Source organism: Nocardia barduliensis, assembly GCF_013315795.1.
Taxonomy (GTDB): Bacteria; Actinomycetota; Actinomycetes; order Mycobacteriales; family Mycobacteriaceae; genus Nocardia; species Nocardia barduliensis.
This window is the reverse complement of sequence record NZ_JABLTE010000155.1, coordinates 1-13623: the sequence shown is the minus strand read 5'-3', so window position 1 is coordinate 13623 and position 13623 is coordinate 1. Positions and strand designations below refer to the sequence as shown.

The window sequence follows — 13623 nt, the reverse complement described above, 5'->3', positions numbered from 1 at the left end:
CCACCCTGTCGTGTCACACCCGCACAGCCGACCCGCCGGGCCACACCCCACGACCCGCCGTCGTTGCCACCGGGCCTAAGTGGGGCGGCGTAAAGGTGTGCCTCCTCGACTCGTAGCGGACCGCTCGCCGGTGCCGCCTTCACTTCGGGACCCCCGGCTCGAGAGTGGCGACCGCTTCCGCGCGCAGGGTGAGCAGCGGGAGAAGCGGTGTTCGGGCGGACACCACGGCTATGGCACGAGCGCCCTCGGTGCGAAGTGTGATCTCGGACGATGCCGGGGCGATGCGCTTCGCGGTTGGGAGGGCGTTCGCACTATCGCCCCGTGCGGCGAGGCGGGCCGCTTCACGAGCGGCGTCGACACAGCGGACTTGTGTCGACGCCGCCAGCAGAGCGCCGAGACAGAGCACGACGGTGGCGATGACCGCAGTGAGTGCGAGGGCGGCCTCGACCGTCACCGCGCCCCGGTCGTCGGCCAGTCCCGACGCGGCACGACACCGTCGTGGCGCGGCTACACCGAAGTGTTGAGCGCTCGATCGATGATCTTCGTCAGCGCGTTCACGATGCTGTCGCCCGTCACCACGCCGTAGAGCACAGCGCCGAACGCCGCCGCCGCGATCGTGCCGATCGCATACTCGGCCGTGCTCATGCCGTCCTCCGCGACCACCGCCCGCAGCACTCGTGCACGCAGGCCCATATATACAGCCCTCAGCCTTCGGCCCACGGACCTCGCCACCCCCTCGATACGCACCCGATTCCTCCTTTCCGGCTCGTGCGGCCGTTCCGCACGAGCACGCTTCCTCCGGCGCAGTCCGGGACGGCATCCAACACCGCCGACCCGGACCCACCTGGCCTTCGCCCACCTCCGGCTGCGGCACCGGCCGCGCCTGCGACACCGGCTGCGGCACCGACACAGGCCGCGGGCACGGCGCAGCCGCCCTGTGGGGCTCGGCTACAGCAGACCGCCGTCGAGTACTCGGCTCGCCAGGCCGATGACGACCGGGACGATGCCGAGGCAGACGAAGGCAGGCAGGAAGCACAGACCGAGGGGGCCGCCGATCAGTACGCCCGCGCGCTCCGCCTGTGCGGCTGCCGAGTCCTCGACCGCCGAGCGGCGCTGCTCGGCCAGCTCCGTGACCGCGGCGGCCAGTGACGAGCCGGACCGCGCCGAACGGCGTGCCATCCGGGCCAGTGACTCGATCTCCTCGGCTCCGGGACGCCCGTTCGCGTCCTGGGCGACCTGTGCCCAGGCCGTTGCCGCGTCGGCGCCCAAGGCCAGCAGGTCCGCCGCCCGGCGCAGTGCTTCGCCGAGTGATTCCGGCGCTTCCGGCGCCACGGCCCGCGCGGCGGCGGCCATCGGAAGCCCGGCGCGCAGGCAGGCGGCCAGCAAGTCGAGGACCGAGGCGACCACCAGTGGATCGGTCCCCTGGTTTCCTCGGCGCGACGCCGTGGCCGGTTCGTGATGCGTTCGGCCGAGGGCATGCAGCCGTCGGCTGACAGCCACCCGCCCCGGCAGCAGTGCCAATGCGGCCGCCATCAGCAGTAACGGCAGTGCAGTCTCCGGGGTGAACGCCATCAGCAGCCTCCCTCGTCGATCCCGTTGCGCGAGAACCCCATGTACTGTCAGTCGCCATGCCGCGCGCGGCGGCGGCAACGGCTGGACCGAGAACAACCGCTCGAACCGGCGGGCCTCCGCGCCGTCGCCGCTTGCTCCCCGGCTCCCGCTTCGCGGCTGACGACTTCCGCAGGACATTCCACCGCCCCCGGCGCTGCACCGAAAATGACCTCATATCAACACCTTTCGTGTGATGGCATCAGTCCACAGCAGGCCCGCGCAGGCCAGACCCGCACCGAGCGGCAGCAACACCGTCCCGGCGGGTGACACGAAGAGAACGTGCAGCGGTGAGGCACCCATCAGTTGGCCCAGCGCTATACCGAGAAACGGCAAGCAGGCCAGAACCGCGGCGGTGGCGCGTGCGCCGGCCAGCGCGGCAGTGGTGCGGCCGTGAAATCGAATGCGCCCCGCGAGATCCGTCCGGGCTGCCGACAGCAGTTCCGCCAGAGCCAAGCCGTGCTGCTCGGCCACCTGCCATGCGCCCGCGACGCGGGAAAGTTCCGCAGCGAAAGGCGACTCCGGGCAGCGCAGCCCCTCCGCCGCCGAGCCACCCAGCCGACTGCGGGCGGCGGCGATGGCGAACGTGCGTGCCGATTCGCCCCGCACCTCCCGCGCGGCCACCTCGGCGGCGGCACTAGGGTGCGCGCCCACGCGCAACTCGGCTGTCACCGCCTCCAAGGCATCGAGCAGGTGCCCGCGCTCGTTGTTCCTGCGCCGGTCCCGCGCCGCCCGGCGGGTTCGCAACTCGACCGTTCCAGCGAGCACAGCGGCCGCGAGGAACGGACCTGTTCCGTAGACGACGAGCGCGATCACGACGCCTGCGACCGCACCGATCCGGAAGACGGTTCCCCGCTGCGGCCTCCGATACGCGTCGCGCGCGGTGAACAGCTGACCGAATCGACGCCGGGACCGCGGCGCGGGAACCAGGACCAGCGCAAGGGCCAGGCACAGCACCGCGGCGCTCATCGGTCGAGTCGCTCGGTGAGCAGGCTGGACAGGTCCGCAGCGGCAGGTGCCGCACCCGTCTCGTGCCAGGCCGGTGTGATTCGCACGTGTCCGGCATCGGTGCGGTGCACGAGGCCGATCTCGCGCAGGCCACGCGAGCCGTCGGATCGGCGGTGCACATGCAGAACGACCTGCACCGCGGCGGCGAGTTGGCTGTGCAGAGCCGCTCGATCCATGCCGCCCAGCGCGGCGAGGGCTTCCAGGCGAGCCGGGACCTCCTGCGGTGAGTTGGCGTGCACGGTGCCCGCGCCGCCGTCGTGCCCGGTGTTCAACGCGGTCAGCAGGTCGACCACCTCGGCGCCCCTGACCTCGCCGACCACGATCCGGTCGGGCCGCATGCGCAGCGCTTGCCGGACCAGATCGCGTACCGTGACCTCGCCGACACCCTCCACGTTCGCCGTCCTGGCGACCAGGCGGACCACGTGGGGATGCGGCGGCGCGAGTTCGGCCGCATCCTCGACGCAGACGATCCGCTCGGACGGATCCACCGTGGCCAGCAGGCCGGACAGCAGCGTCGTCTTTCCGGCCCCGGTGCCGCCGACCACCAGGAATGCCAACCGCGCCCGCACCGTTCGCTCCAGCAGCAGCTTCGCCGCAGGAGGCACCGAACCTGCCGCGGCGAGCGCGTCGAGCCCCTGCGTGGCCGGGCGGAGTACACGCAGGGACAGGCAGGTGCCGCCGTGCGCGACCGGTGCGAGTACCGCGTGCAAGCGGACCCCGAACGAATCCCCGAGCGCCGCACCGGTTCCGGCGAGTCGGCCGTCCACCCATGGTTGCGCGTCGTCGAGTCGCCGCCCTGCCGACAGCGCCAAGCGCTGCGCCAGCCGCCGGACGGCGGCCTCGTCGGAGAAGGTGACGGAGGTCTTCTCCAAGCCATGTCCGCGGTCGATCCAGACCGCGTCCGGACCGGTGACCAGAACGTCCGCGACCTGCGGGTCGTGCAGCAGCGGTTCGAGTACGCCCGCGCCGGTCAGCTCGGTTTGCAACAACCGCAGCGCCCGCAGCAGGTCGGTGTCGCCGAGCACCCCGCCCGCCTCGGCGCGGATAGCGGCGGCGACCTGCGCCGGATCCGGATCGCCGGTTTCGCCTGCCAATCGCTCCCGTACCCGGTCCAGCAGCTCGCTGGTCAGTATCGCGCTCATCGCCGCTGTCCGGGTGACGCGCCGAGCACGCCGAGCACGGCGTCGGCGGCGTCGCGCAGCGGGCCGCGGCGGAGCGAGAGGCCACCGCGCTCCAGACGGCGCGCGAGACCGGCCTGGGCGCCGACGGCGGCGAGCAGCGGAAGACCGAGCACCTCGGCGACCTCGCCTCCGCGTAGCCCGCCGGGTGCCGGCCCGCGGACGATCAAGCCCTGGTTCGGGTTTCGCCGCGCGATGTAGGCGGACACCGCTTCGGCCGCGGCGACCGCTCGCAGACGCGCCGGAACGATCAAGACCACCAGATCCGCCGAGTCGAGCATCTGGTCGGCATGCGCCCCGCGCTCACCCGAAATATCGCAAACTACGAAATCGCCTGCGGCGCGGCCCGCTTCGATCACCGCGCGCACTCCGGCCGCGCCGAGCTCGCGCGGCAACCGTCCCGCACCGCAGCGCCCGCAGGACAACACCGCGAGCCCCTGTGCCGCGACGGGCAGTGCGCCGTGCAGCGCCGCCGCGGACACGCGACCGTCCTCCACCACCAGGTCGGGCCAGCGCAGGCCCGTCGTGTTCTCGATACCGAGCAGCAGGTCGAGGCCACCGGCGAAGGGTGCGCCGTCGACCAGCAAGGTCTCGCGCCGGAACCCTTCGGCGGCGGCGCGCAGCGCGATCGCGACGGCGAGGGTGGACGCCCCGGCGCCGCTGCCCGCCCCCGCCACGGCGACGACCACGCCGTCTCCCGCGCGCTGCTCGCCGTACTCAGCAAACATCTCGATCAACCCCACCGCGGCGCCAGGCAAGGCGATAGCCCGCTCGGCGCCGACCGAGGCGGCGGCCTGCCAATCGAGCAAACCTGGCTCACCGTCGGTTACCAGTACCACGCCGGTCCTGCGCAGATAGCCGGCCGCGGCGGCTTCCCGCGCCGCATCGGTGTCCAAGATCACCAGCGCAGCGCCGGTCCAGGTGTGCCTGCCGACGGGGTGAGTCCGCTCGTCGAGTGCCCGTTCGGCGGCCGCCGCGATCCGCCGGACTTCGTCGCGCAGCCGATCGTCATCGATGAGCACGAGGGCGGGCGGTGGCCCGCTCGGCTCCGATGCTTCGAGGTTCATGCAGGTCAGCGTCGCTGAACTGGAACAGGGAAAGAAGGGGCAGGATGCCGAATGTGGATAACTCGCGGGCTGTGGACAACCATCCGAGCCACGCGGCCTACGAACCGTCCCCGAAATAGAGGACGGCCCCAGCCGGGGGGGGAGGAGGCTGGGGCCGTCGGGTTCAGCCCCGGGGGGTCGGGCTGAACGCGCCTGGACCATGTCCAGGTGCCAGCAATACTACACCCAAGCCCCGGCCACCACGCAAGTCTGCCGTCGGACATCTTTGTGGCCGCCGTAGCCCCGGCGTCTGCGGGGCAAACTTCTCCGCTGACTCGGCCACAGTGGTCGCGCCGACCGGAACACCGCGCGCCGGATGCGCGCAGCGAAGTCCATCCGCCGCCCATACCGGGCCGATCGAAGGCAAAGCAGCCACAGAACAGGCGCGGCGGGCCGGCCCATCCCCAATCCACACCTCACCGATCCGAAGCAGAGCAGCCGGGTGGAACGCGCACAGGTCCGGGACAGCCGCCTGACCATACGACGCGCGCACAACTGCAGCATGACCGCACCGAAGGCAAGCCGCCCTGCCGGACCAAGTCCGCCCGGCGCGGCTCCGGCCCCAGCGGAGGTGACGCCTATCCTGGTCAGGTGGACAACTCAGCCACCGCGGGCGGACGCGTCGCCGCCTTCTTCGATCTGGACAAGACCGTGATCGCGAAGTCGAGCACGTTCGTGTTCAGCAAGCCCTTCTACGCGCAGGGGCTGTTGAACCGGCGCGCCGTGCTGGAGAGCAGCTATGCCCACTTCCTGTTCCTGCTCTCCGGCGCCGACCACGACCAGATGGAACGGATGCGCGCGCACCTGACCAGCATGTGCGCGGGCTGGGACGTCGAACAGGTGAAATCCATTGTGGCCGAGACACTGCACGAGCTGGTCGATCCGCTGATCTACGCGGAGGCGGCCGACCTGATCGCCGACCACAAGATCCGGGGTCACGACGTGGTGATCGTCTCGGCCTCCGGTGAGGAGATCGTGGGCCCGATCGCAGCGGCGCTCGGCGCCTCGCACACCGCTGCCACCCGGATGGTCGTGGCGGACGGTAAGTACACCGGCGAGGTCGAGTTCTACTGCTATGGCGAGGGCAAGGTCACCGCCGTGGAGAAACTCGCCGCCAGCGAGGGTTACGACCTGACCCGCTGCTACGCCTACTCCGACTCGATCACCGATCTGCCGCTGCTCGGTGCGGTGGGTCACCCCACGGCGGTCAACCCGGATCGCAATCTGCGCCGCGAGGCCACCGCGCGCGGCTGGCCGATCCTCACCTTCTCCAACCCCGTGTCGCTGTGGGCGCGCTTCCAGGCGCCGTCCTCGACGACCCTCGCGGCCACCGCCGCGGTCGGCTTGAGCGCGGTGCTGGCCGGTGCGATCAGCTACCGGATGCTGCGTCGGCGACGCTGAGATCAGGCTGCCCGGAGCACCCGCCGTCCCGGTCGCGGGATGCTTGCCAAGGGATTCGCCGACTTAGCACACGGAGCGAAGGACCAGGCATTTAACCACGAAACGCCGAGAAACACGCCGATTATTCAATGTCTTGCGACCCCTTGATGTGAGTGCAGTCACAGTGTAGAAAGGTAACTACGGAAGGACGGAAGGCCAAGGCAGCACCGGAAGAGAAGGCACTGTCTCCCGACCATTCTTCCCAGCACGGACACCAGGCACCCACGCGGAGCGCGCCGCGACAAGGGCAGAAGCGTTGTGGGCCTGCGAAATACGGATAGTCGACGGCGAAGGCCTCGCACAGGTTGCGGGGATGAACCGGCCGATGTCCGGATTGTCGCCGAGGCCGCAGAACACAACCCACTTAGCACGCTTGGTAACCGGGTAGTCCGTGCTAGCGGGCGGTGAGGTCGACAGACAACGCCGCCCGCTTTGACGTGTAACGGGGGATCAACCCACCGCGGAGTCAGCGATCGACGTGGCCTCGCGGGCTCCGTCCTCGAACGCCCCGCAGCAGTAGATCACCCAGCCGCCCACGGCCTCCGCGTCCCCGGTCGCGAATCCGGCGGCCGCGTCGAGATAGGCCTGACGCCTTCGCAGCCAGAACACTTCGGGCACGCCGAGGCTGTGCGGGTCCAGCCCACTGGACACAGCGACCAGCCTGGAGGCCGCCCGCGCGACCACGCCGTCGGCCGTGCCGAACGGCCGCAGCGCCAGTAGCTCACCGTGTACTACGGCGGCGAGCACCGGCGCGGGCGCCCGCGAGCCGAGCACCGTCTGTGCCAGCAGATCCAGCCGCTGCGCCACACCCGAGTCGCCGCGCGGCCTGCCGAGCGCTTCCTCCTGCTCCACCAGATCGGCCGCGGCGAGCAGATGCAGCCGCGCCAGCGCCTGCAGCGGAGCGCGCTGCCAGGTGCTCACCAGATTCCGCAGCGCGTCACCGTCCAGCGCCTGACCCACGCGCAGCGAGCCGGCCAGGATCGGGTCCGCCACGCGCCCGTCGGCGGGGATGTCCGTGCTGCCGCCGTCGATCGCCGCCGAGGATCGGGCCGCGCGCACCGCGGCCTCGGCCGCCGTGGTCGGCCAGCCGCGCCGGTTGGCTTTGTGCCGGTGCACCTCGGCGAGCGCGTCGCGGGCGCGGTCGGCCGCGTCCCGGACACCGGGCAGATCGACGAGGGGCTGGAGCGGATCGGTCACGGGATACGAGGCTACTTGCGCCCGCGCGCGGCGATCCGCGCGACCGGCTCGCCTACCCGGCCAGCAGATCGCGTCCCGGGATCGCGTCGAGCAGCTTGCGCGTGTACTCCTGCCGGGGATCGTCGAACACCTCGTCGGTCGTCGCCGCTTCGACCACCTTGCCGCTCCGCATGACCAGCACGTCGTCGGCGATCTGCCGGACGACGGCCAGATCGTGGGTGATGAACAGATAGGCCAGTCCCAGCTCCGCCTGCAGTTCGTTGAGCAGCCGGAGGATCTGCGCCTGCACCAAGACGTCGAGCGCGGAGACCGCCTCGTCGCACACCACCACTTCGGGCCGGAGCGCGAGCGCGCGCGCGACCGCCACACGCTGGCGCTGGCCCCCGGACAGCTCGTTGGGGTAGCGCCGCATGACACCGGCCGGCAGCGCGACCTTGTCGAGCAGTTCCCGCACCATCGCCTCCCGCTGCGCCGGAGTGCCGATCCGGTGGGTCCGCAACGGCTCCTCGATGGTGCGGTAGATGGTGTACATAGGGTCCAGCGAGCCGTACGGGTCCTGGAAGATCGGCTGCACCCGACGCCGGAACGCGAAAGCATCCTTACGGTCCATGGCAGCCACGTTCTTGCCGTCGAAGGTGACCGTGCCGGAGGTGGGCTCCAGCAGACCGAGCACCATGCGCGCCACCGTCGTCTTGCCCGAACCGGATTCGCCGACGATCGCCGTGGTCGACCCGCGCCGCAACCGGAACGACACATCGTCCACCGCGACGAAATCGGTCGACTTCCACGGTGCGCGGTCGCGCATGCGGAACGTCTTCGTCAGGTGTTCGACCACCACCACCTCGTCCGGCACCACCGGCGCTGCCGTGTCGCCGGCCACCGCCTGGACGGCCTGCGCGTGGATCTCGGCTCGCCGCCGCACCGCCGACCTGCGCCGCGCGGCCAGCGAGGGCGCCGAACTCACCAGCCGCTTGGTGTACAGGTGCTGGGGGTCGCGCAGAATCCGCAGCGCGGGACCGGATTCCACGACGCGGCCGCGATACATCACCACCAAGTGCTCGGCGCGCTCGGCCGCCAAGCCGAGGTCGTGGGTGATCAACAGCACCGCGGTGCCGAGGTCGGCGGTGAGGCGTTCGAGATGGTCGAGGATCTGTCGCTGCACCGTCACGTCGAGCGCGGAGGTCGGCTCGTCGGCGATGAGCAGCTTGGGCCGGCAGGACAGGCCGATCGCGATCAACGCCCGCTGGCGCATGCCGCCGGAGAACTCGTGCGGGTACTGGCCGACCCGGCGTTCGGCGTCGGGCATGCCCGCCTCCTCGAGCAGCTCGACCGCTCGCTGCGCGGCGGCCTTGCCCTTCGCGATGCCGTTGGCCTCGAGAGTCTCGCGGATCTGGAATCCGATCTTCCACACCGGGTTCAGATTCGACATCGGGTCCTGCGGGACCAGCCCGATACCACTGCCGCGGACCGCGACGATCTCCCGCTTCGAGGCGGCGGTGAGATCCTTGCCGTCGAATCGGATCGAGCCGGAGGTGATCCGGCCGGTGCCGGGCAGCAGATCGATGATCGCGTGCGCGGTGGTCGACTTGCCCGAACCGGATTCGCCGACGATGGCCACGGTCTGGCCGGGATAGACCGACAGGCTCACATCGCGCACGGCGGGCACCGGCTTGCCGTCGGCGGTGAAACTCACGTTCAGATCGGTGATCTCCAGCAGCGGCCGCGCCGACTCGCTCATCGCTTCCTCGCCTTCGGGTCGAGGGCGTCGCGCACGGCGTCACCCAGCATGATGAAGCTGAGCACGGTCAGCGCCAGCGCCGTCGCCGGATAGAACAGGATGGCCGAGGTGCGGATCTCCTTCTGCCCGGTGGCGATGTCCGCGCCCCAGGACACCACCGTGCGCGGCAGTCCGACGCCGAGATACGACAGCGTCGCCTCGGTGACGATGAAAACGCCCAGCCACAGCGTGGTCACGACGATCAGCGGTCCCGCCGCGTTCGGCAGCACGTGGCGCAGCAGCGTCTGGAATCGGGAGACGCCCAACGCTTTCGCCGCCGTCACGTAGTCGCTGTTCTTCGCTTGGATCACCGCGCTGCGGGCGATCCGCGCCGCCTGCGGCCAGGTGAACGACGCGAGGATGACGATCACGGTCCAGATCGTGCGCGCGTCCAGCAGTTGCATGATCACGATGGCGGCCAGCATGAGCGGGATCGCGTAGAAGATCTCGGCGACCCGCGAGACGATCGAGTCCAGCGGCCCGCCGTAGAACCCCGACAGCGCCCCCAGCGTTCCGCCGATCAGCACGAACAACAGCGTCGCGCCGACCCCGGCGAGCACCGAAGCCCGTGCGCCGTAGACGGTCCGGGCGTAGATGTCGCAGCCCTGCTTGTCGAAACCGAACGGGTGGCCCGCGCTGCGCGGGTCCATGCTGAAGTCGCCGTTGCAATAGCGCGGATCCTGATCGGTGAACAACCCCGGCCAGATCACCACCACCAGCACGAACACGATCAACACCGCCGCGACGACGAAGATCGGGTTGCGCCGCAGCTGCCGCCACGCGTCGCGCCAGATGCTGGTCGGCGCGCCCGCGTCGAGCACGGCGTCGGTGGCGAGCACCTCGACCTCGTCGGCGGGTGCGACGAAATGCTCCTGGCCACGGCGCGCCGTGCGCTCGGTCGGGTCAGGCATAGCGGATCCTCGGGTCGAGTGCGGCGTAGAGCAGGTCGACGATCAGGTTCGTGAGCAGGAAGATGACGATCAGCACCGTGACGAAGGAGACCACGGTGGGCGGCTCGCCCCTGGTGATGGCCTGATACAGCGTGCCGCCGACGCCGGGGATGTTGAAGATGCCCTCCGTGACGATCGCGCCGCCCATCAGGGCGCCCAGGTCGGCCCCGAGGAAGGTGACCACCGGGATCATCGAGTTGCGCAGAATGTGCACGGTCACCACGCGCGGCCTGCCCAGCCCCTTGGCGGTCGCGGTGCGCACGTAGTCGGCGGACATGTTCTCCGCCACCGAGTTCCTGGTCAGCCGCAGCACATAGGCGAACGAGAGCGAGCCGAGCACGAACGCGGGAACCAGCAGTTCGCCGACCGTCGCCTTCCCGGAGACGGTCACCGGGGCGACCCCCCACTTGACCCCGAGCAGATACTGCGCGAGGAAGCCCACCACGAAGACCGGCACCGCGATGACGATCAGGCTGACCACCAGCATCGTCGAATCGAACAGCTTGCCTTTGCGCAACCCGGCGATCAGGCCGAACAGCACGCCGAAGACCGATTCGATCAGCACGGCCAAGAACGCCAGCTTGATGGTGATCGGAAACGCGCGCGCGAGTTCGTCCCGCACCGGCCTGCCGGAGAAGGCGGTGCCGAAGTCCAGCGTGACGATGCCCTTCAGATACAGCAGGTACTGCACGACGAAGGGCTCGTCCAGGTGGTAGCGCGCCCGCAGCTGCGCCTCCACCGCGGGCGTCATCGGCTTGTCACCGGCGAGCGCGTGGATCGGGTCGCCCGGGACGAGGAACACCAGGGCATAGATGAGCAGCGTCGCACCGAGGAACACGGGGATCATCTGAAGCAGACGCCGCCCGATATACCAGGCCATCACACCTCCCGGGTAGCACCGCTGAGCGCCACGCGGACGCCGGGCGGTGAGCGGCTACTTCTCGATGTTTTCGAAGTCGAACAGACCGTTCCAGGCGAGTTCGGCCTTGCCCACCCGGTCGGAGCGGCCCGCCGCGGCCACGTAGTCGAACACCGGGATGTCGGCCAGGTCCTTCAGCAGCAGGGCCTGTGCCTGCGCGACGATCTTGTAGGACTCCTCCTGGGTCGGCGCGGCCAGGGCGGCATCGAGCAGGCGGTCGAATTCGGGGTTCTTGTAGTCGACATTGTTGGTGTCGGAGTAGCTGTAGTACTGGGAGGTGAGGAACTGCAGCATGGTCGGATAGTCGCCTTGCCAGCCGTAGCGGAACGCCTTGTTGATGGTGCGGGCGTTCACCTCGTCGCGGATGTTCTTGAACGTCGGGTACGGCGTGCCGACGGCGTCGATGCCGAGGGTGTTCTTGACGCTGTTGGCGACCGCCTCCACCCAGGCCTGATGGCCGCCGTCGGAGTTGTAGGCGATCTCGTAGCGGCCCGACCACGGGGAGATCGCGTCGGCCTGCGCCCACACCTTCTTGGCCTCGTCGGGGTTGTACTTCAGCACCTCCGAGCCGGGCAGGTTCGGCTCGAAACCGGGCAGCGTGCTCGCGGTGAAGTCGCGCGCCGGAATCCGGGTGCCGTGGAAGATGTTCTGCGCGATCTGTTCCCGGTTGATCGCCATCGAGATCGCCCGGCGCCGCAGCAGCCCTTCCTGACCGGCGAAGTGCGCGACGTTGGACTGGATGCCGATGTGCTGGTTCTGCGCGGTGGGCTTGGTGATCGCCCGGTCGCCGAGATCCTGCTGGTAGGAGGTGAGCGCGCTGTCGGGCACGGTGTCGAGCGCGTCCAGGTTGCCCGCCTGCAGGTCCGCGTAGGCGGTGTCGAACGACTGGTACATCACGAACCGCAGCCCCTTGTTCTTGGCCGGGCGGCCGCCGGGGTAGTCCGGGTTGGGCACGAGGTCGATCTTGACGTTGTGCTCCCATGCCCCGGCGCGGGCGAACTTGTAGGGGCCGTTGCCGATCGGGTTCTCTCCGAATGCCTTGATGTCCTTGAACGCGGCTTCGGGCAACGGATAGAACGGCGCGTACCCGAGTCCGGTCTCGAAGTCGATCGAGGGCGCTTTCAGCTCGATGGTGAATGTGCGATCGTCGACCACCTTCAGGCCCGACATCGTCTGCGCGGTGGGCTTTTCCGCGGACACCTCGTCGAAACCGACGATCGGGCCGAACACGTAACTCTGCAACTGCGCGTTGCTGCCGAGCGCCCCGTAGTTCCAGGCGTCGACGAACGACTTCGCCGTCACGGGGGTGCCGTCGGTGAACTTCCAGTTCGGTTTGATGGTCACCCGGTAGTTCTTGTGGTCCGTGGTCTGGATCGACTCCGCCATCTCGTCGTGCGCCTTGCCCGCCGCGTCGTAGTACTTCAGTCCCGCGAACAGCCGGTCGACCACCCGTCCGCCCATGTTCTCGTTGGTGTTGGTTGGTACCAGCGGATTCTGCGGCTCGCCGCCGTTGACGGTGACGATGTCGGCGTCGGCGCCGTCACCGGAGGAACATGCGGACAGTCCGAGGCCGGTGGCCAGCACGACCGCTGCGGTCAGCGCCATCGCTCTGTGGAATTTCAACGCGTCCTCCCGGTGCGAGAAGGGGGGAGCCGGACGCCACGCGCGCGAGGTCCATCAGCGCATGCCGACACGATCCCCCTGTGTGGTTGGCAGAGTATCCATCGGCGCGGGCACTGTCACCTGATTGATCCCAGTTCGTTGCACTTGTTACCGATCCGGCAACAATGCCGAAACACCCCGACTTTCCTGCGGAAATGCCCACTCGGCGGAATATTGCCACGGAAGCAGCCGAGCGCGGAACGCCGCGCGCCGACGGCGTGCAGGCCGAGCTCGGCGCGGCGAGACCGGCTCGACCCGGGCGCCACACCGCACCCGGCGTGGGTCACAGTTGATTACTGTCGAACTCGGCTGCGTCGAATCGAGCGCTCAGGCTACGTGGAAAGAAGAGACGAGATGACTGAAACCAGCGCCGACCACAGGGACTCGTACCCGCCCACCGCGGAGTTCGCCGCCCAGGCGAACGCCGCTGCCGGACTCTACGAGCGGGCGGCGGCCGATCGCGACGCGTTCTGGGCCGAGCAGGCCGGGCGACTGCACTGGCACGAACCGTTCGCACAGGTGCTGGATTGGAGTGACGCGCCGGTGGCGAAGTGGTTCGTCGGCGGCAAGCTCAACGTCGCCTACAACTGCGTGGACCGCCACGTCCTGGACGGACACGGCGACCAGATCGCCATCCACTTCGAAGGCGAACCCGGCGACTCCCGTGCCATCACCTACCGCGAGCTGCTCGACGACGTCTCTCGCGCGGCGAACGCACTGACCGAACTCGGCCTCGTCGCGGGGGATCGGGTGGCGATCTATATGCCGATGGTGCCCG

The 13623-nt window shown here is 69.6% G+C and carries 13 protein-coding genes; 2 read left to right on the top strand and 11 right to left on the bottom strand.

Going from position 1 to position 13623, the window contains the following annotated elements:
- Positions 1-139: 139 nt before the first annotated feature.
- From HOV91_RS40340 to ssd, 6 genes are all read right to left on the bottom strand, one after another.
- Positions 140-454 (bottom strand): TadE family type IV pilus minor pilin, encoded by a 315-nt coding sequence (locus HOV91_RS40340; protein ID WP_312884907.1) that lies wholly within the window; start codon positions 452-454, stop codon positions 140-142.
- Positions 455-507: 53 nt separating this feature from the next.
- On the bottom strand, positions 508-693 hold the full coding sequence (locus tag HOV91_RS35930; RefSeq protein ID WP_174189666.1) for a DUF4244 domain-containing protein: 186 nt from the start codon (positions 691-693) through the stop codon (positions 508-510).
- A 255-nt stretch (positions 694-948) separates the two neighbouring features.
- Positions 949-1572 carry a type II secretion system F family protein gene (locus HOV91_RS35925; protein WP_174189665.1) on the bottom strand — a complete coding sequence of 208 codons (624 nt, stop codon included), beginning with the start codon at positions 1570-1572 and terminating at the stop codon, positions 949-951.
- Positions 1573-1782: 210 nt separating this feature from the next.
- Positions 1783-2577 carry a type II secretion system F family protein gene (locus HOV91_RS35920; protein ID WP_174189664.1) on the bottom strand — a complete coding sequence of 265 codons (795 nt, stop codon included), beginning with the start codon at positions 2575-2577 and terminating at the stop codon, positions 1783-1785.
- Positions 2574-3758, bottom strand: coding sequence for a TadA family conjugal transfer-associated ATPase (locus tag HOV91_RS35915; RefSeq protein ID WP_174189663.1), 1185 nt, complete (start codon positions 3756-3758; stop codon positions 2574-2576). Before HOV91_RS35915 ends, HOV91_RS35920 begins: the two co-directional genes overlap by 4 nt.
- Entirely contained in the window at positions 3755-4861 is a 1107-nt protein-coding gene (gene ssd / locus HOV91_RS35910) for a septum site-determining protein Ssd (RefSeq protein WP_174189662.1), read from the bottom strand. Before ssd ends, HOV91_RS35915 begins: the two co-directional genes overlap by 4 nt.
- A 630-nt stretch (positions 4862-5491) precedes the next feature.
- Here ssd and HOV91_RS35905 point away from each other — a divergent pair.
- Positions 5492-6301, top strand: a complete 810-nt coding sequence (locus HOV91_RS35905) for an HAD-IB family hydrolase (RefSeq protein WP_043718419.1) — start codon at positions 5492-5494, stop codon at positions 6299-6301.
- A gap of 489 nt (positions 6302-6790) precedes the next feature.
- Here HOV91_RS35905 and HOV91_RS35900 read toward each other — a convergent pair whose 3' ends face one another.
- From HOV91_RS35900 to HOV91_RS35880, 5 genes are read right to left on the bottom strand one after another with little or no spacing between them, the layout of a single operon-like run.
- Positions 6791-7537, bottom strand: coding sequence for a Fic family protein (locus HOV91_RS35900; protein WP_174189661.1), 747 nt, complete (start codon positions 7535-7537; stop codon positions 6791-6793).
- A gap of 52 nt (positions 7538-7589) precedes the next feature.
- Entirely contained in the window at positions 7590-9275 is a 1686-nt protein-coding gene (locus tag HOV91_RS35895; protein ID WP_174189660.1) for a dipeptide ABC transporter ATP-binding protein, read from the bottom strand.
- The gene (locus tag HOV91_RS35890; RefSeq protein ID WP_174189659.1) at positions 9272-10225 is read right to left on the bottom strand and encodes an ABC transporter permease; all 954 of its coding nucleotides are present in this window, start codon (positions 10223-10225) and stop codon (positions 9272-9274) included. The genes HOV91_RS35895 and HOV91_RS35890 overlap by 4 nt, the downstream gene beginning before the upstream one ends.
- The gene (locus HOV91_RS35885) at positions 10218-11144 is read right to left on the bottom strand and encodes an ABC transporter permease (RefSeq protein ID WP_174189658.1); all 927 of its coding nucleotides are present in this window, start codon (positions 11142-11144) and stop codon (positions 10218-10220) included. The genes HOV91_RS35890 and HOV91_RS35885 overlap by 8 nt, the downstream gene beginning before the upstream one ends.
- Positions 11145-11198: 54 nt before the next feature.
- On the bottom strand, positions 11199-12788 hold the full coding sequence (locus HOV91_RS35880; protein WP_174189667.1) for a peptide ABC transporter substrate-binding protein: 1590 nt from the start codon (positions 12786-12788) through the stop codon (positions 11199-11201).
- Positions 12789-13199: 411 nt separating this feature from the next.
- Here HOV91_RS35880 and HOV91_RS35875 point away from each other — a divergent pair.
- A partial coding sequence (locus HOV91_RS35875; RefSeq protein WP_174189657.1) for an acetyl-coenzyme A synthetase N-terminal domain-containing protein occupies positions 13200-13623 on the top strand: 424 nt, incomplete at its 3' end.

What these genes read in the sequence shown, in the direction of transcription:
- HOV91_RS35930 (WP_174189666.1), bottom strand. Translation starts at nt 693, where the DNA reads ATGGGCCTGCGTGCACGAGTGCTGCGGGCGGTGGTCGCGGAGGACGGC.
- HOV91_RS35925 (WP_174189665.1), bottom strand. Translation starts at nt 1,572, where the DNA reads ATGGCGTTCACCCCGGAGACTGCACTGCCGTTACTGCTGATGGCGGCC.
- HOV91_RS35920 (WP_174189664.1), bottom strand. Translation starts at nt 2,577, where the DNA reads ATGAGCGCCGCGGTGCTGTGCCTGGCCCTTGCGCTGGTCCTGGTTCCC.
- HOV91_RS35915 (WP_174189663.1), bottom strand. Translation starts at nt 3,758, where the DNA reads ATGAGCGCGATACTGACCAGCGAGCTGCTGGACCGGGTACGGGAGCGA.
- ssd (WP_174189662.1), bottom strand. Translation starts at nt 4,861, where the DNA reads ATGAACCTCGAAGCATCGGAGCCGAGCGGGCCACCGCCCGCCCTCGTG.
- HOV91_RS35895 (WP_174189660.1), bottom strand. Translation starts at nt 9,275, where the DNA reads ATGAGCGAGTCGGCGCGGCCGCTGCTGGAGATCACCGATCTGAACGTG.
- HOV91_RS35890 (WP_174189659.1), bottom strand. Translation starts at nt 10,225, where the DNA reads ATGCCTGACCCGACCGAGCGCACGGCGCGCCGTGGCCAGGAGCATTTC.
- HOV91_RS35885 (WP_174189658.1), bottom strand. Translation starts at nt 11,144, where the DNA reads ATGGCCTGGTATATCGGGCGGCGTCTGCTTCAGATGATCCCCGTGTTC.
- HOV91_RS35880 (WP_174189667.1), bottom strand. Translation starts at nt 12,788, where the DNA reads ATGGCGCTGACCGCAGCGGTCGTGCTGGCCACCGGCCTCGGACTGTCC.